Source organism: Pantoea sp. GCM10028869, assembly GCF_042666835.1.
In the GTDB taxonomy this organism is placed as follows: Bacteria; Pseudomonadota; Gammaproteobacteria; order Enterobacterales; family Enterobacteriaceae; genus Pantoea; species Pantoea leporis.
In genome coordinates, this window is the sequence record NZ_JBHTGO010000001.1 from 519,235 (window position 1) to 544,278 (window position 25,044).

Annotated in this window: 20 protein-coding genes; 6 read left to right on the top strand and 14 right to left on the bottom strand. The window is 51.4% G+C overall.

From position 1 onward, the window contains the following. Positions 1-126: 126 nt before the first annotated feature. Positions 127-1,527 (bottom strand): YfcC family protein, encoded by a 1,401-nt coding sequence (locus tag ACFQW4_RS02455; RefSeq protein ID WP_377723553.1) that lies wholly within the window; start codon positions 1,525-1,527, stop codon positions 127-129. After that, positions 1,514-2,656, bottom strand: a complete 1,143-nt coding sequence (locus ACFQW4_RS02460; protein ID WP_377723555.1) for a M20 family metallopeptidase — start codon at positions 2,654-2,656, stop codon at positions 1,514-1,516. Before ACFQW4_RS02460 ends, ACFQW4_RS02455 begins: the two co-directional genes overlap by 14 nt. 111 nt (positions 2,657-2,767) lie before the next feature. Between ACFQW4_RS02460 and ACFQW4_RS02465 the strand changes: the two genes are divergently transcribed. Next, entirely contained in the window at positions 2,768-3,688 is a 921-nt protein-coding gene (locus tag ACFQW4_RS02465; protein WP_377723557.1) for a LysR family transcriptional regulator, read from the top strand. A gap of 15 nt (positions 3,689-3,703) precedes the next feature. On the opposite strand, the gene ACFQW4_RS02470 is transcribed toward ACFQW4_RS02465, so the two are convergent. From ACFQW4_RS02470 to ACFQW4_RS02490, 5 genes are all read right to left on the bottom strand, one after another. Further along, positions 3,704-4,054, bottom strand: a complete 351-nt coding sequence (locus ACFQW4_RS02470) for a surface-adhesin E family protein (RefSeq protein ID WP_377723559.1) — start codon at positions 4,052-4,054, stop codon at positions 3,704-3,706. Positions 4,055-4,196: 142 nt separating this feature from the next. Then, positions 4,197-4,670 carry a hypothetical protein gene (locus ACFQW4_RS02475; RefSeq protein ID WP_377723561.1) on the bottom strand — a complete coding sequence of 158 codons (474 nt, stop codon included), beginning with the start codon at positions 4,668-4,670 and terminating at the stop codon, positions 4,197-4,199. 136 nt (positions 4,671-4,806) lie between these two features. Then, positions 4,807-5,259 carry a GNAT family N-acetyltransferase gene (locus ACFQW4_RS02480; RefSeq protein WP_377723563.1) on the bottom strand — a complete coding sequence of 151 codons (453 nt, stop codon included), beginning with the start codon at positions 5,257-5,259 and terminating at the stop codon, positions 4,807-4,809. Between the two features lie 143 nt (positions 5,260-5,402). After that, a complete protein-coding gene (locus ACFQW4_RS02485; RefSeq protein ID WP_377723565.1) occupies positions 5,403-5,717 on the bottom strand; it encodes a type II toxin-antitoxin system RelE/ParE family toxin in 315 nt (104 codons plus the stop codon). Positions 5,718-5,719: 2 nt separating this feature from the next. Further along, entirely contained in the window at positions 5,720-5,995 is a 276-nt protein-coding gene (locus ACFQW4_RS02490) for a type II toxin-antitoxin system ParD family antitoxin (protein ID WP_008105709.1), read from the bottom strand. Positions 5,996-6,295: 300 nt separating this feature from the next. Between ACFQW4_RS02490 and ACFQW4_RS02495 the strand changes: the two genes are divergently transcribed. Next, the gene (locus tag ACFQW4_RS02495; RefSeq protein ID WP_231103523.1) at positions 6,296-6,442 is read left to right on the top strand and encodes a SymE family type I addiction module toxin; all 147 of its coding nucleotides are present in this window, start codon (positions 6,296-6,298) and stop codon (positions 6,440-6,442) included. 90 nt (positions 6,443-6,532) lie between these two features. On the opposite strand, the gene ACFQW4_RS02500 is transcribed toward ACFQW4_RS02495, so the two are convergent. Both ACFQW4_RS02500 and ACFQW4_RS02505 read right to left on the bottom strand, forming a co-directional pair. Further along, positions 6,533-6,775, bottom strand: coding sequence for a contact-dependent growth inhibition system immunity protein (locus tag ACFQW4_RS02500; protein ID WP_377723568.1), 243 nt, complete (start codon positions 6,773-6,775; stop codon positions 6,533-6,535). Next, complete coding sequence (locus tag ACFQW4_RS02505) at positions 6,772-7,212, bottom strand: RNase A-like domain-containing protein (RefSeq protein ID WP_377723996.1); 441 nt, start codon at positions 7,210-7,212, stop codon at positions 6,772-6,774. The genes ACFQW4_RS02500 and ACFQW4_RS02505 overlap by 4 nt, the downstream gene beginning before the upstream one ends. On the opposite strand from ACFQW4_RS02505, the gene ACFQW4_RS02510 reads away from it, so the two are divergent. Next, the gene (locus tag ACFQW4_RS02510; protein ID WP_377723570.1) at positions 7,126-7,653 is read left to right on the top strand and encodes a hypothetical protein; all 528 of its coding nucleotides are present in this window, start codon (positions 7,126-7,128) and stop codon (positions 7,651-7,653) included. The genes ACFQW4_RS02505 and ACFQW4_RS02510 overlap by 87 nt on opposite strands. A 126-nt stretch (positions 7,654-7,779) precedes the next feature. On the opposite strand, the gene ACFQW4_RS02515 is transcribed toward ACFQW4_RS02510, so the two are convergent. From ACFQW4_RS02515 to ACFQW4_RS02530, 4 genes are all read right to left on the bottom strand, one after another. Continuing rightward, positions 7,780-8,154, bottom strand: a complete 375-nt coding sequence (locus tag ACFQW4_RS02515) for a hypothetical protein (protein ID WP_377723572.1) — start codon at positions 8,152-8,154, stop codon at positions 7,780-7,782. A gap of 119 nt (positions 8,155-8,273) precedes the next feature. Continuing rightward, positions 8,274-8,729, bottom strand: coding sequence for a hypothetical protein (locus tag ACFQW4_RS02520; protein WP_377723574.1), 456 nt, complete (start codon positions 8,727-8,729; stop codon positions 8,274-8,276). Next, entirely contained in the window at positions 8,680-19,341 is a 10,662-nt protein-coding gene (locus ACFQW4_RS02525; protein ID WP_377723576.1) for a hemagglutinin repeat-containing protein, read from the bottom strand. Before ACFQW4_RS02525 ends, ACFQW4_RS02520 begins: the two co-directional genes overlap by 50 nt. Positions 19,342-19,353: 12 nt before the next feature. After that, entirely contained in the window at positions 19,354-21,018 is a 1,665-nt protein-coding gene (locus ACFQW4_RS02530; protein WP_377723578.1) for a ShlB/FhaC/HecB family hemolysin secretion/activation protein, read from the bottom strand. A 452-nt stretch (positions 21,019-21,470) separates the two neighbouring features. On the opposite strand from ACFQW4_RS02530, the gene eptB reads away from it, so the two are divergent. Next, positions 21,471-23,123: a kdo(2)-lipid A phosphoethanolamine 7''-transferase gene (gene eptB, locus ACFQW4_RS02535; RefSeq protein ID WP_377723580.1), complete on the top strand. Its 1,653-nt coding sequence runs from the start codon at positions 21,471-21,473 to the stop codon at positions 23,121-23,123. Between the two features lie 60 nt (positions 23,124-23,183). Here the strand turns inward: eptB and ACFQW4_RS02540 are convergent, their stop codons facing one another. Continuing rightward, the gene (locus tag ACFQW4_RS02540; RefSeq protein WP_192235175.1) at positions 23,184-23,756 is read right to left on the bottom strand and encodes an XRE family transcriptional regulator; all 573 of its coding nucleotides are present in this window, start codon (positions 23,754-23,756) and stop codon (positions 23,184-23,186) included. 63 nt (positions 23,757-23,819) lie between these two features. On the opposite strand from ACFQW4_RS02540, the gene ACFQW4_RS02545 reads away from it, so the two are divergent. Then, positions 23,820-24,329 carry a GNAT family N-acetyltransferase gene (locus ACFQW4_RS02545; RefSeq protein ID WP_304465974.1) on the top strand — a complete coding sequence of 170 codons (510 nt, stop codon included), beginning with the start codon at positions 23,820-23,822 and terminating at the stop codon, positions 24,327-24,329. A gap of 29 nt (positions 24,330-24,358) precedes the next feature. Then, positions 24,359-24,907: a GNAT family N-acetyltransferase gene (locus ACFQW4_RS02550; RefSeq protein WP_192235177.1), complete on the top strand. Its 549-nt coding sequence runs from the start codon at positions 24,359-24,361 to the stop codon at positions 24,905-24,907. Positions 24,908-25,044: the final 137 nt, after the last annotated feature.

Genomic DNA, 25,044 nt, shown 5'->3' on the forward strand with positions numbered 1-25,044 from the left:
AACTTTAAGAAAAGGCCGGGGATTGAATGCAATTATTCGTGGGACTGAAATAGCGGAAAGGATGTTGATCGTGTTAACAACAATATAAAAATAAGAAGCCACCATTAAGTGGCTTCTTACGATTTATTAGAATGGTCCCCAGTTGATCGCCACACCAATTAATAAGGTGACAACACAAATGGCAAACCAAATCGCCACTACCGGCGCAACGAATTTAATCCATTTGCTGAAAGAGATATTAGCGGTGGCCAAGGCTGCCATTAACACGCCAGAAGTTGGGCTGATGGAGTTGACGATACCTTCACCCAGCAACACCGTTTGCACCGTCACCTGACGGGTTAAACCAAGGTTATCGCCGAGCGGCGAGAAGATCGGGATCAGCAAAGCGGATTCACCGGAACCGGATGAAATACCGAAATGCATCAACGCCGCGCTAATGAACATGCCCACCGCCGCAATGGCGGGATGAACCGGTGCCAGTAAATCAGACAGGAAGCCAACAATCGGATCAAGAATATTGCCCTGTTGCAACACCACGGAAATCGCGCCAGCCATACCCACAATGAAGCCGCCTTTTACCAATTGCGAGCAACCCGTAAGGAAGGTGTTGGCAATGGCAGAACCCGACATGCGACCCATCATGCCGACCATAATCGACAGAATAATAAACATCGCCGACATTTCATTGGTGGCCCAATGTAATTGCACCGTGCCAATCATAAATACAATCAGCGTTGCGGCGCAGGTGATCAAAATCAGTTTATGCCGACCAGTAATCGCCAGTGATTCATCATTCTGCGCCGTTTGTTCTATTCGCACTTCACCATTATTTCGCGCGCGTTTCACCGAGATAATCAAATAGGTCATCACCGTTATTACGAACAATAAACAGGTGATGCCGCGCAACAACATGCCGGAGAACAGCGGTAACTGCGCCAGATGTTGAGTTAATCCGGTGGTGGCTGGACCTAATACCGCAACGTTAAAACCCGCCGCGCAGGTTAAATACACCAGCGCCATACCAATCATTGGCGATAAACCCAAAGAGCGCGCCACTAATAAACCAATCGGCACAAACGCCACTACCGAGTTTTGCACCACGCCGGTGGTGCCGAGAATGGCGAATATCACACCAAAAATGATGATAATGCGCGTATCGCTTATTTTGGTACTGCGCGACAATGAATTAAGCGCCGTGGCAATAGCACCGGTCGATTCGATCACCGCTAATAACCCGCCGGTAAACAGAATCAGGAAAATGATCGGCGCGGCTTTGATGACACCTTGCACAATCGCCATGAAGATTTCGCCGGGATAAACGCCCGAACGCGCGACTTCATGCAAACTTCCCTTGATGGCAAAAGTGATGCCATTGCGGGTTTCATGGTCAAACTTGCCCGCCGGAATAATCCAGGTTGCCACCGCCGCCAGCACCAAAATAATAAACAGCAGCAGATAAGGACTTTGCTCGGTTTTCGCTGCTGGCGGTTGGCGCAGCGTATTTTTCTCAACATTAACCTGAGACATGCGCATCATCTCCGAGGATCAAGCCCGCCACCAACGCCGCGCGCGGAGCAATATCGGCAATAATGATATGTTCATGACGTGCATGAATACCTGCGCCGGTTGCGCCCAAACCATCCAAGGTTGGAATGCCCAACGCAGCAGTGAAATTGCCGTCGCTGCCGCCGCCAACCGCTTTGCCTTCCACCTCGAAACCAAGCTGTAAGGCAACCTGCTGCGCACGTTCCATCAGCAGCAACGATTCCGGTGTTTGACGCATTGGCGGACGTGATTGTGCGCCGCTAATATCCAGCGTGATGCCGGCTAAATGTGGCGTGATCTGGCTGATTTCGGCGTGGATGCGCTCGGCTTCTGCTTCGCTGGTGACGCGCGTATCAATGCCTAATACTGCTTTATCCGCCACCACATTGATGCGGTTGCCGCCACGCGCGATTCCGACATTGACGGTGGTGCCGCGCTCTGGCGCGTTTAAGCTGTGCAAGAACATGATCTGATGCGCCATTTCTTGTACCGCGCTGATGCCCTCTTCGGGATTGTTCCCGGCGTGCGCCGCTAATCCGTTGAGGGTAATTTCATATTGTCCGGTACCTTTGCGCGCTGTTTTTAGTGCGCCCGATCCCGCCACCGCAGGCTCAACCACCAGCACTTGCGTCGATCCCAAAGCGTGCTGCGATAACCAGGCGCTGGAGCTTGGGCTACCCACCTCCTCATCGCTACCGCATAGAAACACGATGCGTTTACCCGCCAGTAAATCGTGCTGTTGCAACGCGCGTACTGCCCAGATGGCTTGCACCAGACCGGCCTTCATATCCAGCACGCCAGGGCCGTAAAGCTTGCCGTCTTCTTCACGCATCACCAACTCGCCTTCATCCCAGACGGTATCGAAATGCCCGAGTAACACGGTTTGCTCGTCACCGCTTCCCAGCGTGAATTTCAGGTGATTGCCGTAATGCGGTTGCTCATCAATCTCTGCTACCACACCCAAACGTTTGGCAAACAGCGCTTGTAAGACTTCGCCACAACGATCCACGGCGGCCTTGTTCATTGATGGAGATTCCGCCGCGACCAATCCCTTGATATCCAGAAGAATTTCATCGGCATGTTGTTGCAGGTAATTTTTTATAGTTTTCATTTGTACTGCCCTCGCATAGTGAATCTTCGAGTATGGAGATAAAAATGCGCTTAAAAAATGGAGATAAAAGGCTATTATTGTTGACCTCAGATCAACAGATAGTAAAAACCTATGGCGATGCTGCTCTATCCAGAAAAATCCATAAGGTATCTGTATGAAGTGGGCAATTACGGCGGTATTCGTCGCGCGGCGGAAGCCCTGGATGTTGATCCCGCCGCCATCAGCCGTCAGTTATCGCAACTGGCGCGGGAGATGCAATTGCCGCTGTTAGAGCGACGTGGCCGTAATGTGGTTCTGACCGAAGCTGGAAAGTTATTGGCTGAAGATTACGCGCACACCCATCAACGGCGCAGCCAGTTGGATCGTCAGTTAAAAGATCTGCGCCATAAGCGCGGCGGCTCAATCAAATTACGCGTCGGGCAGGGCATGGTGGATGAAGTTGTAAGGCATGTGTTACAGCCGTTTTCGCAAACTTATCCCGACGTGTTTATCGATATCCTGTCGGGCGATATGCAAACCACCGTGTCGTTGATTGCCAAAGGCGACGTTGATATGGCGGTGGGTTTTGGCCCGATTGGCCCTCCCGGCCTGAAGTGTTTGAGTTTTCACCGCGGACCCATCTGTGCGGTGGTGCACAGCCAACACCCCATCGCGGATTATTCGCAAATCGAGGTGGCCGAACTGGTCAATTATTCATTAATTGGCATGGACAAAAATTTTGGCATTCAAAGTTATATGAATGCCATGTTCAGTCAGGAAGGATTTATATTCAGCCCGGCTTATAGCTGTAATCTGTTTTCCAGCGCCATCGCCTTAAGCCAGGCCGGCATGGGCATCGCGTTTATGACCGCCAAAGTGGTTAAAGACGACCTCATCGCTAAGAACTTAGTCGCCGTGCCGATTCACCATCGCATCGCCCGCGAAAGCCAATGCCACTTATTACGCAGCGCCGATCACCGCTTCACGCCCGCCGCGCAGCATTTATGGCAATTGCTGGTGACGGTTTTTGAAGGTACGGCGGGAGCGGTTTAATCGCTGCTTATTTGATTACAAATCTAATAATGGCTTGCGGCTCTCTTTTGCGGGTTCCGGTTTAAGTTTCTCAACTGGAATTCGGCACATCATCCCAGCGGTTATTCCTATAAGAGAGTTCTCCGGGAATGATTCCCACTGCCCTATTTCGGCACTCGCATGAACAAGTTCGCCTTCGGCAAAAGGTTTGGAAAAAAAAGATCTTCCCATCACGGCACGCTGATTTTTATCACAGTTAATGACATTTATTGCCCGTGAACTGGCAATGTACAACGGTGGGTTATCAATGATTTTTGTCTGCTTCGCATAGTTATTGATGAAATAAAAACGGCGTAAGTGACTATTACCTTGATAAGTTGAAATCACGCGGAAATCAATATAGGAGGTAATTTTGTCATCCTAAAGAATTTCACAAAACCCGGTGGTCCCTTCTCAGGTGTTTGCGGCTGGGGTTTATTATTCATGGCACAACCCGTGAGCATTAGTAATGCTAATCCAGTCAGCTTTTTCATTTTACTGCCCCGCCGGTTAAATCAGGTCGCAATGACTTAAGCATGTCAGGCGTAATATTTCCCTGAATTGAACAGAGCAATAATGTTCCTTCATTGCTTTGGCTAAGCATCAACAGTTTTTCAGTGCTACCTTTTTCTGGGGCAATGCCGGATACTGCCTGGTTATTTTTTTCCCATGCACTGTTGTTATCCGCCTTGATCATCGCTTGAGCAATGTAATCATCGCCAGCCTTATTCCAGCTTAGCTGGTTAAGCGCGGACATCACCGCTTCAGGCGATTCTTTAATAATCAAGCCCCAGTAATAATATTTACCGTAGTTGATTTCACTTAAGTCGCTGGTTTGCAGATGATAGCCAGTCAGCGTTAGTTTTAACTCTTGCAGAGGCTGAGCGAACCAGACTTTGCCATTTCCTTCTGGCGGTGCTTTGAACCAGGCATGATGTAGCTGATCGAACGCTAAAGGGGCCACACGGCTAACTGCGAGACGATGTGGTGCGTGTGTGAATGTGGGTCCGGATGAGAAGTAGCGCTCAGACCATGCATAGCGACAACCTCCGTAATCGTTATACGACTAGTGGCAACTTACCATTAGTCGGCTGTCATACTCACAGCGTTTTAGCAAAACAGATTGATTCGTTTCTGCCGATGTAAGGTTCGTAGTTCTGGATTTGCGCGTAGCCTGAACGGTGATAAAAAGCCACGGCACGGCTATTGATCACGCGGGTAGATAGCCGAATTTCGCGGTATCCCATGCTCCTGGCCCGCATTTCCAGATACTCCAGCAGCGCAGCGCCAATGCCCGGCACACTTCGATCGGAATACATGCGCTTCACTTCAGCGGTGTGGTTTGCAAGCGGTCTCAACGCCCCGCAGCCCACGGCGGTGCCCGCTTCATCTCTGGCAAGTACCCACAAAGAATGCTCATTGTTGAGCTCCCGGGCGTTGAAATGACTTTTGCCGTTATCGCCGGTTATGACGGCGAGTTCGGCTGATAACTTCTCAACCAGTAATTGGGATTCTGATGAGTGGGGATCGGCTTGCTGGATTTTGATGTTCATGGAGGGATGTAGGTTCCTGATTTAGGGGCTGGGACGCTGTATGCCACTGTTATGAATAATCAGCCGCCTTGCATTATATCAGTGCTGCCGCTGTGATTGCTGCTGTCCTTCACCTGATGCACCCATTACTGCGCCCCTGGCGCTCAGTCCGCTTCATCGCTAAGCAGATCATTTTCGTAATCCTGCCCGCCGTGCCATACACCCAGAACACTCACTGTCTTATTTCGGACCATAAAGGCGATAATTGTTCTTTTACGATAGTTCGTAACTCTCAGCCCTGGCAAGATATCGTCCCGGCGATTTCCCCGATGCGGAAAGCGCTCCAGAGACTCACAGTAACTGATAACGCCTTCCGTATAGCTCAGAGCCGTTTCCGGTGTCGCCGCCTTTGCGATGTACCGATACAGTTCCGCCAGTTGTTCTTCCGCTTCCGGTGCGAATACTACCCTGTAATCCATTGTTATTCTCCGGTTGCCTTCCTGTGCTCGGCTTTCAGTCTGTCCCTGATATCATTACCACTGAGGCTTTCTGTTTCACCGCGTTGCAGTGCTTCCCAGGCCGGTACTACCTTTTCCCGCAGCCATTGTTCCACCGCATTATCACGAGCCATCAGCGCCCGCAGACCTTCCCGGATAACTTCACTCTCTGAGGCATATTCGCCACTGGCAACGCGTGCTTTCACCTGTGCCGCCATTTCATTCGGCAGCGTGATACTCATCTGCTGTGTTGTTCTCATTGGAACACCTTCAATCCGCTAAGTAGGATTAAATCCTACTTCCTTTTTTCGGTAATGTCAGTGATCTTTACCTTGTTTTCTTCGATTTTAGTCCGGCATTGCCTCAACAACGTGCTTAAGCGCAGCAGCAGGAGACAGGCAGCTGACAGAGAGAATTTTTGGCGCGGACTGAACGTGTTGAGACGTCGACAACACGCTAGCCACAACGACTTGAGGAGCAAGTTACTATGGCTGAACTGCATCAGAAGTCAGAGGTGTCATACGCCCGCAAGCTGTCAACGGCTTTACAGCGCAGGTTATGTGCGAGATTACCGAAACTTCACGCAGCCACCGGCCATCACCCTGAAGGGGTACTGGATGGCGGCGCTGGGATTTGAGACCGGGCAGAAGATCAAGGTGATCACGCAACCGGAAGAGATGATCATCCGACTGGCGATAGCTGGCTGATAATGTAAAATCCCGGCTCGGTGGCCAGGATTTTTTTAGCTTAACTGATCAGCAATGTGTTGCAGCCACGATTCTGATGAGTCCCATGCATTAGGGTAGTAAATAGCTACAATCCATTTTATTGAGCAATATGTCCTGCAATTTTTCCTCTGGCAGAGCAAGTACAATCAGATTTTCTATTTCAGTTTTCATCTTCGACTGCTCTTCTGTTGTTTCCGTCACTCGGTAAGCTGCTATGGTTTCATCAGCGCCACCGAACAGCACATCAAAATCCTGATGGAAATAACTTGTTAAAAAATAATTTAATGATGGATACTTTTCTTCAATATTCACGGTGTTGGATATCCTGTAATAATTTTATACCCATCAGGCATAGACGAATCTCTTCCAATAACAACTTTTGCATTTGTTGCCTGAACTGCACTTGTTGAGCCATTTGTAACACTAATACCAATCGCAGAGGAAGATTGGTAGTTAAGTGTCAAATATCTCTTTTGATTACCAGATAGATAGCTTTGGATAGCCGTTTTATTACTATCTATTACTTTGCTTACCACTGCCTCAGCTGTAACCCTGTCAGTAAATGAAGATGCCGCTTTTACACCATCAGTGGATATTCGATTCAAAAACTCTGCTTCCGTTTTCCCGACATGCCGCTCTATCAGGTGGCCTACGGCTTTTTCATGAGCCGACAGACCTCCACCAGAAACTATCGAGCTACTCTGACCAGAGGTTGTCGTTGCACTTTCGGATTTTCCACCTTTACCTATCCAATTGTGATGGCCGGAGGCCTGATAAAGGCGCTGAGAGATCTGTTATTGCACAGGTTGACCGAGTGGATATACAAATCAGGGCTGATTACCAATCCGGATGCATTTATTTGCGGTCCCGTTCATCGTACTAATTGTGCAACAGCCATAACCATAAAACCTTTGTCTACGAGGGCGGTGGAGGATATTTTTGCCCGCGCATGGCGTGAAGCTGGCCCCGCGCAGGACGCGCTCCCGAATAAAAATCGCTATCGTGGATGGTCGGGGTACAGCACTCGCGTGGGAGCAACTATCGATATAGCCTCGAAAAAATATAGCACTGCGCAGATTATGCAGGAAGGTACATGGAAGAAACCAGAAACGGTAATACGATATATCAGACATGTTGATGCCCATTACGGCGCCATGGTCGACTTCATGGATAATTACGCTCAAAGTTAAAAGCTTTAATGCTGAATTCTTTAGCAATACACGTCTTAACCGCGAAGCGCGTAGTCATCCTGCCTTATATGATGATGTCCACTCCTTAAGATCCCTATCAATCTATTGAGGAGTTTATATCGCTCATTACTGGCCAAAATTTTTCCATGCTAATGCATGTTTCTTCGACTCAACCTGAAGGTAATATTCAATCTCTTTCCAAACAGATTCATTTGCATCAGACGCTGTGACTAATGACTCAACAAGACCCGTAGCAACTGCTATTGCTAGCTCCTCATTATCAGAAGTCATACCCAATTCAATGTGCTGGAAAAGAGATAGTTTCTCATTTTCATTTAAAAAACTTAAATTTTTAACAATTGATTTACCAACTAATGAAAACAACAAGATCGGAGCTGGTGAGTCTGGCATCCAATACTCAAGGCATTTCTTGATGTCATTCTTTAAAAACTCATTTCTATCGATCACAAAACTTATGAACTCATCAGTTTTCTTTTTCATGGTAAAAAGTCTTCAAAAAATGAATTTTTAATGAGTTTAGAGAATTCCATTTTAATTTGCTTGCCTGTAATTTTTGAATTTTTAATCATTTATTTTCAACTAATTACATGTTATCCAGCTTAAAGATCTTCAGTCACTGTCATACAACTTGGACCCACGATTGATATTACTTCTACTATCTCTGTGCTTGTAACAATAAGATAATGATTTAGTTTCTCATCATTATGAATGTCGAAGCTTTGTTCGTTAAACCAACGTAGATAACCAGAGTCATTCAAGGTGTATATTCCTAAAGTTAATTTACCACACAAATCATTTTGTAACTTAAGTAAATCCCCTTCATCCGTCAATCGGAAGGAATAGATCCAATCAAATGATATTTTTACATCATCTGTTCCTCCGTCTTCGCTTGGAGAAAGTTGTATCTCCAAGATTCCTCCGGAATATCCTATAGACACAAGGAATCTATTCTTAAGATCGATGCCTTCCAACGTGACTTGATTCAAGTTTTCAACCATTTTTTTATCACTCATCATATCTGAATTTAATTCTGTTTTTACCTGATTGTATTTCAAGTGTAGGTCTTCCGTCAGAACTTTCCTCTCTTACAATGACATTGCGGCCATCAGGTAATTTTCCTACTCGCCCGCCTTTAATTTCTTTAATTTCAGTTGGATTTAATGAGTCAAACTCTTTGTTTGCTGCATCCACACCACCCGTTCTTTCGAAAAGTTTTGATCTTCCTGTTGTTTCGCGGCCTTTTGCTGATGATGACATTAAATCATCCACTGAAGTAGCTTTAGTGTCGTGTTGGCCCTTTTCTTCATCCTCAGGGCCCCATCCATCTGGGGAACCGGAACTGGAACCACCCGCCTCTTTCTTTTGCTCTTCTGTCAGATCTTTACCAATATTTGGCTTCTGGCTATCGTTTGAGTCGGATTGATTTTGCACAGACATCACAGCAAGGAGGACGCATACATCGCTCTTACGGCAAGCTTCGTCTAAACCTTCTTTCACTTTGTTAGTGAGAGCTAACGCTGCTTGTTCATTGGCTCCTCCTTTTCCTGCTTCAGCCATCGCTGCAGAGTTCAGCGTTTCATGCGCCAGCATTTGTGACAACATGCCTGCGCCTGCCATATTATTGCTGATCTCATTTTTGCCGGCTTGTGCACCGGCCATCGAGCCAGCACTATCGCCACCTGCTAATCCGCCAGTCAGACCTGCTGCCAAGCTACCCAGGGCAACCAGCGTTTGTTTCTGCTCTTCGTTCAACTGACTTACTGGTATATCACCATAAAGAGATTTCTTCAGGCTTTCTCCGATAAGCGCTGTTGTTGCGGCACCAGCTGCACCTGCCATGCCACTATTACCACTGGCCTGAGCCACCACTGCCCCTAAGACTGCGTGAGCAATAATACGGCTTGATTCATTAGGTGCCGTCTTTTTGATTATTTCAGCCAGGTAGGGTGCAGCTGCTCCAGACAGCGCTTGAGCAATATTGCCGCCAGCCAGCCCCTGAATCGCCGCAGTGGCGGCTTGAATGCTTTGCTGAATTGCACTACCGGTTCCCCACTGGGCCTGAGTCGTTTTATAAGCCGAAGTATTGGTCAATAACTTTTCATACGCCGCCCGTTCTTCTGGAGTGGCATAAGCATCTGGTGCACTGATACCTTTTGCTTCAAGTTCCGCGCGACCAGCATTAATCGCCATAATTTTGCCTTGAGTCGCAGCTATGTCTACTGCCTGCGCTCCAATTTCGCCAATCAGCTGTGCGGTTTGAAGTCGTTTTTGTTCTTTTTCTTTGTTAAATATTGGACCGATACTGTCGTTGGCATTTTCTGTGTCGCGGCTAAGGTCTCTCACATCCTGCTGCTGGTTTGCCGTGTCGCGTATAACTATCGTACCCTCAGCTACTGCAGATTGTGTGGTGCCCTCAGCATGCCCCTTTCCTCCTGCGCCCGCCAACATGGTGTTTGCCATATTACCGGCAAACTGCCCACCCATGCTCGCGCCGGAACTGATGCCAATTCCCTGATGTTCGGTTTTGTAATCCGCCTCATTGTGAATATCAGTAAAGCCCAGCGTGCCGGTATCCAGGCGGTTTTTATCGGCATCAGCCTGGCTGGCAATAACCGCGCCGTTGAGCTGCGTGTGGTTGCCAACCGTAATGTCGAAACCGCCTTTATCGGCGTAGATACCGCTTTGCTCCAGCACACTGTCGTAATTACTGTGCATCTTATCCTGACTGGCGTTGATGTAACCCGAGCCCGTCATGGAGCCGAAGGTAAAACTGCCGCCCGCGCCAAAACTCGTCTGCTTCGAGTCGTAGTTATCGCTGTCCTGCAGGCTGGTTAAAGTCAGGTCACGTCCAATATCCGCTTTTACGCTGTTGCCATTAATCTGCGCACCGCTGAGTGTGGTATCGCGGCCGCTGGTAACAGACACATCTCCTCCACTGTCCAGCGTGGTTTCACTCCAGACGGTGCCGTTGCCTTTTTCATGTCCTTTAGCGCCATTGACGCTGGCAAAGATACTGAGGCCAGCACTGCCCGACCCCACGCCAAAGCTGATGCCAATGCCGCCACCGCTGCTGCTGTTCTTCCCGGTGGTCTGTTGTGTGTTAGCAGCCGCAGCCAGTGTGATGTCATTTGCAGCATGCAGAGAGGTATCCCCGCCGGCTTTCAGCTGACTGCCTGCAATCAGCAGGTCTCCGCTGCTGATGCCGTTTCCTTTGCCTGTTGCATCGATACTTAGATTCTTACCGGCGTTGATTGTAGAGCCGTTGATCGTGTCAGATGCCTGATGTTGCTGTGATTTGGATTGTTGTGTCGTCAGCGACAGACTGATGCCAATGCCGTTGTTGGGATCACCATTCGCCTGAGCGAGCTGACTTGCCTGATTAGCCTGCACGCCAGAAAGTACCGCTTTGGTCGCCTGCAATGCAGCGAGTCGACCGTCACTCTCCTGCTTTGCAGACTGTGCTGCAGCAATGGCGCTGTTGACGGCTTCTGCTACTGCGCCGGATAGCGCCAGCGTCAGGCCGCTGGTACGTTGCTCAAATCGCTCATCACGCGTCCGCACATCATGACCCGGAGTGATTGAGACGCTATCGCCCTGCAAAGCCATGTTGCCACCGGCAATAAGATCGGCCCCGTTGACCTGAAGCTGCTTACCGGCCGTAATTGAAACATCACCGGCGGTGCTGCCCACCGTGCTAATGCTCTGGCTCTGAGTGGTGCCTTTATCCTTCACGTCATGCAGCGTTTTACTGCTGCCAATACTGATGCCGATCCCGCCCGTGCCCATCAGCCCGCTTTTACGGGTTTCTGAGAATCGCCAGGTTGAACCCGTGTTGGTTGCAGCAGTGATTTCGACATTATTGCCCGCGCTCAGCGCAACTTTGCCATCACCCACCACCTGCGAACCGGTGACCAGCACATCATTTCCGGCAGAAACCGAGACGTTATTCCCGCTCAGCAGCGTGCCTTTTTCATTTGTTGCGCTGTCCTCCTGAATGGTGTGCGTCGTCTTTTTGCTGAGCAGACCTTTTTTGGTTTTGGTTTCTTCTTTGTAGTAATGATCGCTCTCTGTTGCAGTACCCAGATCCACGTTATTCCCGGCGTGTAACGTGATGTCATTTTGAGCCGTTACGTCACTCGCTCGGCTGATAATGTCGTGGCCTGCTATTAGCGTTGTACTTCCACCACTGGCTATTTCAGTGCCCTGCTGGCGCACAGTTTCATTGATAACCGTTTTTTTACTGCCGCGTTCACTGTCTCCGGAACGGCTTTCAACTGCATCCAGATTGATATCACCTCCCGCCTGCAGACCAATATCGCCCTCTGCTGCCAGCGCTGCTGCCTGGCTGGTAATATCCTGCCCGGCTTTTAACGTCAGGTTGCCGCCGCTGGAAACGGTCGCGCGTTCAGCACCGGAGCTATGCGTTTCCTTGTTACCTGTTTTACGGCTTTCGCTGGTCTCGATGCTGTTGAGACTGAGGTCGTGCCAGGCGTTGAGTAGCAGATCGCCACCCGCATTGAGTGAGGAGCCGGTGAGGTTGATATCGTTGCCGGATTTCAGGCTGAGCGCATCCAGTGACGTAATCGCCGCCGTCTGGCCAATCAGCGTTTTGCTTGCCTGCACTGGACCGTTGCCGCCGATCGTCCACTGTGAACTTGTGGTGGTGTTGTTGATGTCACCATTGACGCTTTCCAGCGCCACTTTTTTACCGCTGATTGTCGAGCTGACGTTGTTGATGCTATCCAGCGCGCTGAGATTCAGATCGCCTCCGGCTTTAATCAGCCCGGCTTTAAGGTTGTCGATATTGTTCTGGCTGTCGGCGTTGACAGTGTTCTGCGCCACGATAGTGCTGGCGCTGTTGGTGATGTTACCGCCGGAGAGCGTCACGTTGTTCCCGGCAATCACACTGCCGTTGTTCATCGCCGCATCTTTTTCGGAGAGGTACACTTTTGGAACCATCACCGTCTGACCATTCACCGAGGTGGCTTCCCACCAGATGATGCTCTTATCCAGTGAAGCGACCTGATCCGCGGTAAGCGACACGCCAAACTGCAGGCCTAAAGAGTGCTGTGACGCGGCGGCGTTATCCATCAGATAACGCATCTGGTCCAGATCGGAACCCACGCCATTCAGATAGCGGCTGCCGGTCTGGTTAAGAACGGTGTTGCTGACATAACGCGTATCAAATGCCGCATCGCCGAGGAAGCGGTAATCGTTGTCAGGCTTGAGGTTCAGCCTGTCCAGAAGATAGGAGGAGCCGAGGAAAGTGTTCACGTCGGTATACTGCTGACGGCTTTCCTGTGGCGCGCTGCCAGGCTGTTTACCCAGCAACTGATTGAGATCGCCAAACAGGCTGGCGTCCAGCTGCCCCAGACCGTTTAATTTCGGGTTCACGGTGATGAGATAGGGACTGCTGCTGTCGCCCGGGACGAAGTAGCCATTGTCACTGGTGGGGAGCGGATAGGCGCTGGTATCCACCGTTGAGGCACCATAGCTGCCAAGAACCGAGGGTTTTACTGCGCTGCCTGACGCCAGTTCAGCGGCCTTGCCGAGGTTCGCGTGGCCCTGTTGTTTGCCATTGTGGTTTGAGAGCCCAACTGTTTCAGGCTGTGCATTTTGCAGCGACGTGCCGCCGTTGACTTGCTGCAGGGCATTTTGCAGCTGGTCGCGCCATTCAGGAGAATTGATCGCCACCTTATCAGTGGCGGCGAGTTGCTGACGCTGCTGAGCCGCCACCTGGCCGATTGCGGCGAGCTGATTTAATGCAGGCGCATTGACTGTGGTGCCCGCCCAACCTGCATTGGGCGTGGTAGAGGTATTGCTGATGTCACCGCTGAAGCTGGCGTTAACGCTGCCGCCTGCCTGAATGACGGCACGAAGGCCGTCCCCGGTATAGGTGGTTTCATATTCTGGTGCAGAAGATAATTGATAAGTCACTGTTGCAGAAGAGTCGTTTCCCCTGAAAGGGGAATTCTCTGAAGTCGGAGAAAAATACTGCATGTTACGGCTTTCATTCAGCTTGTTTGCGCCAATCCGCCCATCATATTTGTAAGTCAGGTAAGTACTGGTTACTCCATTTACCCAGGATTGATTATTGAGCGTGATACCACTGAGTGAAATGGAGTTCCCTGCCAGAAGTGAGCTTGCGAGGTTATTGAGCTGGCCTGCGGTGACATCGAGATTTCGCCCTGCAGAGATGCGTCCACTGCCACCATTAGCCTGAGCCGTCACCGTGGTTGTCTCTGTTAGATAACGTTTGACAGCTGCCTGTGCATTGGGAGCCAGATAGTAGTAATCATCATCTGAACCATTGCCTTTACCAGGGCTGCCGCCCGATCGAACATGGATGGTGTAATAGCCCAAATCATCTACATTCATCTTGCTCAACTGGTACTTAATCGATGCGCCTCCAACCCCCGCAGGCAGTCCTGATATTTGCTGTGTATTCTGCTGGGTGGTAAGGCCCTCTCTTTGATTGAGCAGATTGGCCGTTCGCACTGTGATGTCACCATTCTGCGACTCAATGGTTCCCGAAGTATTGATCACCTCGCCATTATCACTCCCCGCCGCGTCGCGCTGCATCCACAGACTGTTGCCTGCCAGCATATCGCCACGCTGGTTTTTAATGCTGTTGGCATACAGGTAGAGATTCTGCCCGGCATAAAGTAACGCCGTATTCACAATGCTGCCAGGCGAAGAAATGGTGAGGCTACCACGCGTGCCGGTAAAGCCGTTGAGTGCTATGTCGCTGCGGCTGGCCAGCGCAACATCGCCGCCACCCTGCAGCGTGCCTGCGCTGTTCATATTGATGCGCTGACCGCTCAGGCTGCTGTCGCCGGTTCCGGTGGTGAGCTGGCCGTTGTTCGTCAGATCGCCGCCTGCACTCAACGTCAGCGCCTGCCCCTGTAACGTGCCCTGGTTCTCAATCGCACCGTTGCTGGTTACCTTCAGACGATTACCCGCAGCCAGCGTGTTGCGTGCGGTAAAGCCGTTAATCAGTTTCAGCGTGGCGTCGCCAAGTGCCACCACCTGTCCCAGCTGATCAAAACCGGTGCTCTCCAGCAGCAGATTGCCACCGCTGAACAGCCTACCCGCGGCCTGCTGCGTGACCTGGCTGGCCTTCACATTAAGCTGATTAGCGCCCAGCAGCGTGCCGCTGTTATTGAGCTGGTCATAATTGACCGCCAGCGTGCCACCCTGCACAGTTCCCTGATTCAGCAGTTGCGAGCCGGTTAAAGTTCCCTGCTGATCGGCCAGTAAGGTGCCGCTGTTGCTGGCGTTGGCAGCATTCAGCGTCAGTTGCGCTGCCTGCAACCAGCCGCTATTGACGAGTTGAGGCGTGGTGAGCGTGAGCTCACCCGCAGACAGCATTTTTCCACTGTTGGTCGCGCTGCTGCTGGCGGTAATGCGATTAGTTGCCCCCTGAATCAGGCCGTAGTTATACAGCTCTGGCGTGATCAGCGTCAGACCGCTCTGGCTTATCAGCGTCCCGCTATTGTTGTTGGTGATGCGGCCGCTGGTGTTCAGCAACAGGCTGTTATCTCCCTGCAACCGCCCGTTGTTGGTCAGTGTTCCGGTGTTGACTGTCAGATCACCGCCCTGAATGCGGCCGCCATTGCTTAACGCCGCAGCCTGAAGATCCAGTTTGCCACCCGATAACAGTGCGCCATTTTGCTGCTGCGTCAGCGTGCCGCCGATTACCGCTGTCAGTCCGTTTACGCCGGAGATTTCACCCGTATTGTTCAGCGTAGTGCCGTTAAGGGTCAGGTTTCCGGCAATCCATTGTCCCTGATTGGTGAGGCTGAGCGCGTTAAGCGCGGCATTGCCGTTTGCGGTGATTTTGCTGCCAGAGGCGGACGTCAGTGCATCGCTGAGGTTAAGCGTCAGATCGCCAGCACTCTGAATCGCGCCGTTGTTAGCCAGGCGGGTGGCGTTCAGCAGGATTTGTTGTCCCTGCCAGCTGCCGTTGTTGGTGATGACATCACCGGTAATGTTCAGCGTGCCCTGCGTCAGTAGCTGACCGCCGGCATTGTTGATTAATCCACGTGCGGGCTGCGACTGTACCGCCAGCATGCGGAAACCACGGGCCTGCGTCGGACCGATAGTCAGTGATTTCAAGCCAATCAGACTGCCCTGATTGGTCACGCTGGCCGGGGTAATCGCCAGCGTTTCGCCCTGCACGTTACCGCTGTTATTGAGCGCATCGCCACTCAGCGTCATCGCTTTATCCGCCAGCAGCGAGCCGCTGTTATTCAGGTTCTGCGCGCTGACCTGTGCCGTGCCCTGCGACAATATTTCACCGCCGTTGCGCAGCTCACTCGCAACGTCAGCTAAAACACCAGAAGTGCCCAGCAGCGAGCCCTGATTCTGCCAGTCACCCGCGCTGATTTGTGCATTGTCGCCCTGAATTGTGCCTGACGTTTTGAGGTCAGCAGCGTTCAGCAGTAGCTCACCGCCGGTCAGCATTTTGCCGCCAGCGACCTGCGTCAACGCGCCGCCCGACTGCGCATCCAGCGAGGATGTTCCCTGCCATAACCCACTGTTGCTGAGGCTATTTCCGCGCAGCATCAGATTATCGGACAGCACTTTACCGCTGTTTTGCAGGTTGCCCGCCGTCAGGCTGGCGTTGCCGCCCGCAGTCAGGCTGCCACGATTATCCAGCAGCCCGTCAGACTGACCTTTCAGTGAGTTAATACCGTAAAAGCTGCCACTGTTGATCAGCGAGCCAAACTGATAATCAACATTGTTGCCCTGCATCACACCGGCGTTGTCAGCGATTGCGCCCTTAACTGCAAGAAGACCGTTGCTCAGTAACTGCCCCGCGCTCAGGTTGCTGAACTGCCTGAAATCCGCGCTGAGTCCGCTGTCACCCTGTAGCAGGCTTTGATTCTTCAGCACATCACCTGAAGCGTTCAACTGCTGTGCCGCAATCGAACCACTGTTGTTCAACGTGCTCGCCTGAATATCTGCCTGGCGCTGCGCAAGCAGAACGCCCTGCCCGCTGTTGTTCAGCGTGCGGCTCAGGTCTGCTTTCAGACTGGTTGCGGTGATGCGGCCGCTGTTGCTCAGGTCACGACCGTTAATACTGAAGTCATCCGCCACCTGTAACAGGCCCGCATTGGTCAGCTGTACCGGGGAAAGCGTCAGCGAACCGCCGCTGATAAGCTGACCGCTGGCGGCGTTAGTAACATTCGCGCTGTTCAGTGAGAGCGAGCGGTTACCCTGCAGCAGCCCGGCGTTGGTCAGCTGAGGGGCTGTGATGCTGAGTCGGTTGGCCGCCAGCGTACCGCTGTTAGAAATGTCGTTGCTGATGAGGGCAAAATCGTTCTGGCTCAGCAGCGTGCCGCTGTTATCCAGCGCGCCGCTCAACGTGCCAAAGAACTGCGTGGTCGCCTGAGCGCTGCCGGCGTTCTGCCAGCTTTGCAACCGCATATCAAGCGTGTCGGCCTGAATGCTGCCGTGATTATCCAGGCTTCCAGCCTTAGTCGTCAGCGTGCCGGCACTCAGTAACTGGCCACCGGTCTTATTACTGAGTTTATTACCCGTCACGGTCAGCGCATCACTGCCCTGAATCAGCCCGCTGTTAACTAAGTCTCCCTGAAGCGTGAGCGCCTGCGCCAGCAGCCAGCCGCTGTTATCAACCGAATTTGTTATGAGCTGTAAGCTGTGCTGACCGAGGATTTTGCCGCTGTTATCAAGCGTTGCGGCGTTAAGTACGCCATCACCCGCACTCAACGCGTTGCCGCTGTTATTCCAGCGGCCCGCCGTCACCGCCAGCTGTTGTCCCTGCAGCTGGCCACGGTTAGTGAGCGAGTCTGCTGCAATGGTCAATTTGCCGTCACTCAGTAACGTGCCGCTGCTGGTTATCGCCTTGCCGCTGACCTTCAGCGATTGTTTGCCCTGTAACGTGCCGCTGTTGTTCAGCGTGCTGGCATCAACATTAATTGTTACTGCGGCGATTTGACCGTCATTGGTCAGCGCAGCGTTTTGAAGACTGAGGTTGTTATCCGCGAGCAGCAGGCCGCCCTGCTGATTGTTCAACTGCGTGTTTGAAGCAAACAGGCTGGCAGCGTTGATTTCACCGCTGTTGGTCAGCGCGGCGCCACTCAGCGTCAGCCCGGCCTTGCTGGTGATGAGCCCGCTGTTACTCAGCTGCGGCAGATTGAGCGCAAAGCTGTTGTCCGAACTCAGGGTGCCGTCCGCCAGATTATTCAGGCGGTTGCCGCTGTAGGTCAGCGCCTTGCTGCCCTGAATCAGCCCGCTGTTGTCAGTTTGCACGCTGCTGAGTGAGAGTACCGGCGCTGACAATACGCCCTGATTGAGCAGGCTGTCGCTGCTGAGGGTGAGATTTTCTGCGCCGGAGATGGCCGCGCCCTTAGCATTCTGCAGGCTGCTTGAAATGATGCCGGTGGTGTTACCGGCCAGCATGCCGCTGTTATCGAGTTGTTTGGCCGAGATGTTGAGGTTTTTTCCGGCCGTCAGCTGGCCGCTGTTGCTGAGCCGATCCTGCGCCTGCAACCGGATATCGTTACCGGCTTTTGCGACGGCATGACTGTCCGTGACAACGGTTGCGCCACTAAGCTGTACATCACGTCCTGCCGTGATGCTGACGCCACTGGTGGTGAGATTCCCTTTCGCCTTAACGCTCACTCCGGCGTCGCTGAACAGCGTGCCTTTGTTAAGCGTTGCATCCTGCTGTGCACTGAGCGTGACCTGTCCGGACGCTTTGTTTTCCCCACCAAGCGTCACTGATTCAGCATTCGCCGTCAGCGCGCCGCTGCTCAGGCTGTTATTCAGCGTCAGTTTGCCATTCGCATCGAGCTGAATATCACCCTGTTTTGCCACCAGGTTGCCGAGGTTTACGCCAACGCCCTTCTCACTCGATACCAGATGAATGCGATTGGCATACATGCCGCCGAGCGCGCCGGTATCCACCGCCACCGACGGCGCAGCGCCTTCACCGGCAATCGGCGTTACGGAACCATCCGCACCGACACGATTAGCCCCCAACGTCACCGAAAGATCTTTCGCATGGATCCCGGCGTTGATCTCAGTCGCGCGCGCCACGATCGACACCGCATCGGCGTTGCTGCCGTCCAGTCCCTGACCTTCGACGATCACCGATCCTTTCGTCACCTCCAGCGCAGCCAGATTGCCGTTGGCATCCAGCTGCGGCCTACCGGTGGTCAGCGTGACGTTTGGCGTGTTGATAAAGCCGCAGCCATTGCAAGTGATGCCGTACGGGTTGGCCACCATCACGTTAGCGGCTTTACCCGCCACTTCGGTGTAGCCCTGCAATTGTGAGCGGTTGGCGCCAACCACTTCGTTGATGATCGCCTGCGCTTCGTGTCCGGCTTTCAGGTTGGGGTTGTTCTGGATCAGGCCGCCCAACTGGGTCTGGGTAAGCTGCCCCATGGCGTTATTGAGGATTAACCCTTCTTTGCCAACGTTGTACTGCTGATACTGGTTATGCGAAATCCCGGCGCCGTTGGGCGTCGCGATATTCACCACCGGTACGCCGTTGCCGGCAGCATCCATTTTCGTTCCTGGCGTTACCGGCGTAATTTGCGCGGCGACAGCAGGCAGCATCGGCTGGACCGCCACCAGATAGCAAATCAGATAGCTCAGCGCGCGACGGGCGAGGGAAACGGGTTGACGATCGTCCATAATCTTTGCCTCTTAGAAAACCAGCCCGACGCGGGCGTAAATGCTGAGGTGATCCGGCTGGAGATGGCCGGGATAGCTAAGCGGAATGCCGACGGTGTATTGGGTGTAAAAGTGGCGCCCGCGCGTGCTGAGACCTACCGCGCTGCCCCACAAGGTGCCGGTGGACTCGCGGTTCTGCGCGTCGCTCTTTAACCAGCCGCCGTCGATGGCGGCCAGCGCGCTGACGTCACCCAAAACGGGCAGCGTGAACAGGCTGTAGCTCAACTCGTTGCGCAGATAGCCACCGGCATCTCCGGAGAGATATTGCTCCTTAAAACCGCGCACCGAGCTTTCGCCACCCAGCGTCAGGCGTTCACTGCCGTACAGCCGATCGGGCGACCACTGGCCGTAAATGCTGCTCAGCAGCCACAGTTTGTCAGCCAGCGGCCGCTGGAAACTGCCGCTGATGCTCCACTTGCGGAACTGTGCTTTGGGCAAATCGCCGGTTTTTCCCGCGTCATCTTCGGCATCAAACCACGGCATGCCGCGGCTAAAAGTCGGGTTGAGCGTAGCGACGCCGCCGAGTATTTTTTGCGTGTGATTGAGCCCCAGCTGAATACTGGTGATTTTGCGGCTGCTGCTCTGCAACAGGGTATGGTTGAGATAGTTGTGGCTGGAGTAGTGATTCAGGCCGAGCTGGACGCCGGTTTTGATATCGCCGTTGCGGAACAGCACCCACGAACCGTTAAGCCGGTGCGACACGTTGTCGCCGTTGCTCAGCCAGGTAAAGCCGTTGTTAACGAAGCTGCTGTGATAGTTGCTCCAGCTGTAGCTGTAGTCGAGTAAGCCGTATCCGTAAGGCACGCTGACGCCCGCCTGCAGGTTTTGCGCATCACGCCAGTCGCTGAAAGCGCTGCTGCGCCCGCCGCTGATAAACCACCGGTCAGCCAGTCCCAGCAGATTGTTCCCCGTCAGCGACGCGTTGAGCTGGCCAACGCCGGTGCTTTTCTGTCCGCTGTTATCAAACCCCAGCGATGCGCTGAGCGGGAATTCCGGCGTAGCCGTAAGGTTAACCACGGAATAACCGGTTTTAGGCGACGGCTGTATTTCAATCTGCACCGGTGTTGCGCGCACGCGGTTAATCTGCTCCATGCCCTGCTCAATATCGCGCAGGTTAAGCACCTTGCCTTCCAGACCGGGAAACGCCATCTGTAATGAACGCGGATGCTGGCCGTCGAGACGAATGGCGTCCAGCTTCCCTTCCAGCACCGGAATAACTAACTCACCCTGCGATAAATCCTGTTCAATTAAAAACGCCCGGCTGGTGATATAGCCGCGCTGCATATACCAGTCAGAAATGGCATGCACCAGCGAATTAATTTCGGTTAAGTTCAGGCAACGATGAATATAAGGAGCGGCCAGCGATTGCTGCTGACTAACAGAAATCAGCGTGGCGTTGCGAATAGCGATATGCTGCACCGGAAAGCAGGGACCGGCCTGAGCGGAATCCGCTGCTGGCGTGCTCTGCGGCGCGATAGCACTCCACAGCGCATCACGCTGCTGCTGGTCATTTTGCAAACGTTGCTGTTGCTGGTTCTGAATATAATCACGGTCGCCAGGATTTAACGGCGCCGCCAATGCAGAAGTTGTGATCATACCGACGCACAGCGCCAGCGACATCCCTGTTTTTGCCATCATAATAAGACTTAAGCGAAATTGATTGTAAGTTTTGTGCAAGCTCTTTTGTGCAGAATATCACCTTAACAATCAGAAAGTTCCTGCCTTATTATAAAAATATTAATTTCCTGTTTATTCAATTTTAAAAATCATGAAATTTCTCCTTAACACAAATAGGCAGTCATTCATTAAGTTTATCCAATAATACTTATTCTGGTGATCACGCATGCCAGGTGTAATGGTGAGATTAATGCATATATCGAGTGAGGATTTTCACTGCATTGATTAGAAATCTGCGGGTAAATCGGTTGGATGAGCCCTAAACGAGGAATTAGCGCCTGAATCTGATTGTTACATTATAACATACTTTAGGCATAGCAACGATTGAACTGTTCCCCAAATCCACCCTCTCACTTAAGGTTGTCAATTTTCAGGCAAGTGATTGAGTTGTTTATTATAAGAACGGGGAACACATGTTTATAAATGGTTGGGTTAAACAGTTTTATCTACCGGCATTTATTTCGCTCTATATCGGCGTACTGCTTAACATTCCGATTTTTATCCGCCGCTATACGCAACTGCAGTTTGATAATACCCTTTCATTAGTGACTGAGGTCATCGCTGCATTTTGTTTGGTGATGCTGTTAACGTTGTTAACCTCATTAACCGGAAAATATCTGTCGCGCGTATTGATGACCATGCTGGTGATTTTCTCCAGCGCAGCCAGTTATTACATGATTTTCTTTAATATTGATATTGGTTATGGAATCATCGCCGCCGTTTTAGCCACCGATTCACTGGATCTTTCTAAGGAATCCGTTGGCTGGCACTTTGTGCTGTGGATGGTAATAATCAACGTCATTCCGCTATGGCTAATCTGGCGCGGAATGCGCAGTAAACCCGTTTCAAATATCAGCAAAAAGCGTTACTGGTCTTATAAAACCATCGCCATTGTGATTGCCGCATTAGGTTGCTGGTTACCGTTGAATTTAATGGGCAAGGTGCAGGATGAACAGGACAAGAAAAATAACCGCATGATGGCCAGCTACGGCGGCATTGTTGCCGGTACTTATTCACCGTCTAACTGGTTATCAGGCGTTGGCTTGCTGGCATACAGTTCATTCAGTCAGGCTGAAGACAACCGTAATCTATACGATCCCGCTGAACACTTTAAATACGTCCCACCGAAAAATGCCGATAACTTGTATATCGTGTTTGTGATTGGTGAAAGTGCCCGCCGCGATCATATGGGTTTATACGGTTACGATCGCGACAACACACCTTATCTCGATCACGAAAAAAACCTCGTTCACTTGCAGGGTTATTCCTGTGATACCTCAACCAAGCTCTCGCTGCGCTGTATGTTTGTCAGAGAAGGCGGCGCCTCAGAAGCTCCGCAGCGCACCCTGAAAGAGATGAATGTCTTTACTGTGATGAAGAAGCAAGGTTTCTCGGAAGATCTCTATTCCATGCAGAGCGAAGCCTGGTTCTATAACAAAGTCATGGCCGACAGTTATTCAATGCGCGAATCTATTCAGGCGGAGAAGCGTAATGTCGGTAAGCCGGTGGATGATATGGCGTTAATTAATGAACTGCAGGACTCCATTCAGCGCCATCCGCAGGGTAAACATATTGTAATTCTTCACACCAAAGGTTCACATTATATGTATACCGAACGCTATCCACGGGCGTTCGCGCGTTACACACCGGAGTGTCAGGGCATTGATGATGCCTGTAGCACGCAGGAGATGATAAATTCTTACGATAATAGTCTTTTGTATACCGATTATTTCCTCAAGCAGACTTTCGATAGCCTGAAAGATAAAAATGCCATCGTGTTTTATGCCTCCGATCACGGAGAATCGATTTCCGACAATCTGCATTTCCACGGCACGCCGCGTGATCATGCACCCATGGCGCAGCGCACGGTGCCGATTATGGTTTGGGCATCCGATAAGTTTTTAAGTGACAGTAATAACAAAGCGTCATTTGCCAAACTGCAGCAATTGCAGAACGACAAAACGCCGGTATTCCATGAGAAGTTATTCGACTCGATATTAGGCTGCGCTGGCTTTACCTCACCAGATGGCGGAATTAATTCGCTCAGGAACTGGTGCGCGCATTAAAGCACAATCCAGGCGGCAGTTTTAGGTCCATTAAACATGGATGTTCAACTGCTGCTGACCTTATTTGAGTACTATCACCGCATAGCGACAAGGTTGTTCCGAGTCATTCCTGAAAATACAGTCGGCGGGATCACCCAGTTCAAGACAATCACCCGTCTGCATTTCAAAGATTTTTTCGCCTTCATGAAAACTCAGTTCGCCCTCTAAAATCCAGATAAGCTGACGGCGCGACAGATAGGAAATTACCGGCATCGGCACGCTAACGCCGGGCGGCAATTCTATACTGACAAGATCGAGCGGTATTTGCCCCGGCGACACATGTCGTCGGATATATCCCGTCTCAGGATCCTGCCAAATCGGTTGCTGATGCTGTTTCAGTAATGTGCCAGTCTGCACTTCGCTCAACGCGATCAATTGCGACATGCTCATATCAAACGAACCCGCCAAACGTGCCAGCAACGTCGCCGTAGGACTGCTTTCGCCACGTTCAATTTTATGGATCATCGCCCGTGAAACGCCAGACTGCTCAGCCAATTCGGTCAGTGACCAACTGCGCTTTTCCCTTTCAGCTTTCACTTTTTTGCCAATTCGCGCGTTTAAATCATCTTCTTTAGTGGATTTTTCGTCTGACATAGTAGATATATAAGATAGTGTACGGAGGGTCTACTTTAGTGGCATACAAGCGAGGTGTCTATGGTGAACATACGTTCGGCAGTTGAAAAAGATGCACCAGTAATCACGGATATTTATAACGATGCAGTGCTGAACAGCACAGCCATCTGGAACGATAAAACGGTAGATATTGCAAACCGAATCAAATGGCTCTTGGATCGGCAATCAGCTGGATTCCCGGTTCTGGTCGCCGTAAATGAAGAGGATATCGCGCTCGGTTACGCTTCCTATGGTGACTGGCGTCCCTGGGATGGATACCGTTATACGGTCGAACATTCGGTCTATGTCCATAATGCCGCTCAGGGGAAAGGTATTGGATTAGCCTTAATGCGGTCACTTATCACGTACGCAACCACGCAGGGAAAACACGTGATGGTGGCGGGTATTGAGTCTGAAAACACACCTTCAATCGCGTTACATCGTAAGTTAGGATTTACCGACGCCGGACAGATTCATCAGGTAGGAACGAAATTTCACCGCTGGCTGGATCTGACATTCATGCAATTACGGCTGGATAACAGGGACAATCCTTAATTGACGATGACGTGCTAAATGGAGGAACTATGACGCCAGAAATCAAAACGCAACGATTAATCCTGAAACCTCTGGAAAGCGGTGATGGGCAGGCGATGCAAATCGCCTTTCCGCGCTGGGAGATCGTGCGTTATCTCAATGCTGCCGTGCCCTGGCCTTATCCTGAAGGTGCCGCACAGAATTACGTTGATAACGTGGTGTTGCCCGCCGTTAAGGAAGGTCGAGGCTGGTGCTGGAGTATCAGACGTCAGGAGAAGCCTGAGGAATTAATCGGTCTGATCGAACTGCGCGATGCAGAAAATGATAACCGCGGATTCTGGTTAATACCTGAGTGGCAGCAATGTGGCTATATGAGTGAAGCGTGCAACGCCGTGAATGATTTCTGGTTTAAAACGCTGGGTCGCGAAGTATTACGTGTGCCAAAAGCGGCGGTGAATACAGGCTCAGTGAAGATCTCACGTAAATCCGGCATGCGTCTGATAGAAACCGGCAAAAAAGAGTATGTCGCGGGTGTTCTCGATTATGAATTGTGGGAAATAACCCGCGATGAGTGGTGCGCCAGAGAAATAAACTTATGAAACCATGATTTCCTCTATATCCAGGTGGGCATTAATGCGCGCACTATATTGTTTTGGCGCGGTTTTTCGCAAGGTTGCCATTTATGGCGTAATGCTTGTCAGTTAAGACATGAAAAACCCTAATTACCGAAAGCACG